The organism is Mesorhizobium sp. B3-2-1, assembly GCF_006439515.1.
GTDB lineage: Bacteria > Pseudomonadota > Alphaproteobacteria > Rhizobiales > Rhizobiaceae > Mesorhizobium.
Genome location: NZ_VFTI01000074.1, coordinates 1 through 1,011, shown reverse-complemented (window position 1 = coordinate 1,011; position 1,011 = coordinate 1). Strand labels below are relative to the sequence as shown.

At 66.7% G+C, this 1,011-nt stretch carries 1 protein-coding gene; it reads right to left on the bottom strand.

Annotated elements, in window-relative coordinates:
* Window positions 1-23: 23 nt before the first annotated feature.
* Window positions 24-1,011: IS701 family transposase (locus FJW08_RS32260; protein WP_210241236.1), on the bottom strand; the 988-nt coding region annotated here is incomplete at its 5' end.

The window sequence follows — 1,011 nt, the reverse complement described above, 5'->3', positions numbered from 1 at the left end:
GCTAGCACTACTTTGGCAGATCTTTAGCAGAGAGGGTTCTGCGGCAGTGGGGACAACGGATTGGGGGCGGCTGCGCGAGCGCGGTGAGGATGGCTTGCCTGACGGCGGGTAGGCTCGGTTGGGGCGGCGGGCCAAGGATTCTTTTTTCCCCCTCCCGCTTGTTTGAGACGGCGAGATTGCAGGAAAGCGTAGGCGATCATAGTCATCAGCGCGTGCCGGTGCAGGCCCGTCCATGAGCGCCCCTCGAAGTGGTCGAGGCCAAGTTCCTCCTTGAGCTGCTGATGCGCCTGTTCGCAGACCCAGCGCGCCTTGATGGCGCCTGCGATCTGCTTGAGCGGGGTGTCGGCGGGCAAGTTGGAGAGGTAGTATTTGCGCTCGCCGGTCGAGCGGTGCTCGCCGATCACCCAGACCTCCTCGCCGGGCAGATGCTGAGCGCCCATGTCGCGGATGCGCTGGGGTGGGCCATCTGCAACCCGGACACGGACAGCGGCGAAGCGCGCCGAGAGGCGGCCTTTGGTGCCACGCCGCCAACTGACCGCACGCCATGGGGCTGTCTCCAGCATCGCCTGCGCGGTCATCGACTTCACATCGGGGATATGCCGCTGGCGCGGACGGCCGCGTCCGGCAAGGGGAAAGATCATTGCCACGTCGGCGGGATAGACCTTCTGCTTGAACGGGATACCGACGGCCCAGGTAAGGCCGCGCTCGGTGAGCGCCTGCCGGAAGGGGGCGCTCAAGCCATATCCGGCATCGGCGAGCACGCAGCCAAAGCGTAGGCCGGCTGCGCGAGCCCGGTCGATCTCGGCCAGCGCGATTTCGGGCTTGGTCCTGTAGGCACGATGGTCCGCGGGCACACCGGCACGGTCGAGCCGGGCGGGATCGGAAGTCCAGCTCTCGGGCAGAAACAGCCGCAGCCCCACCATGACCGGCACTTCGCCAGAGGCCAGCGTCAGCGACACCAGCGTCTGGCAGTTGGCGTTCTTGCCAAGCGCCGAGGCATATTGCGGCGCG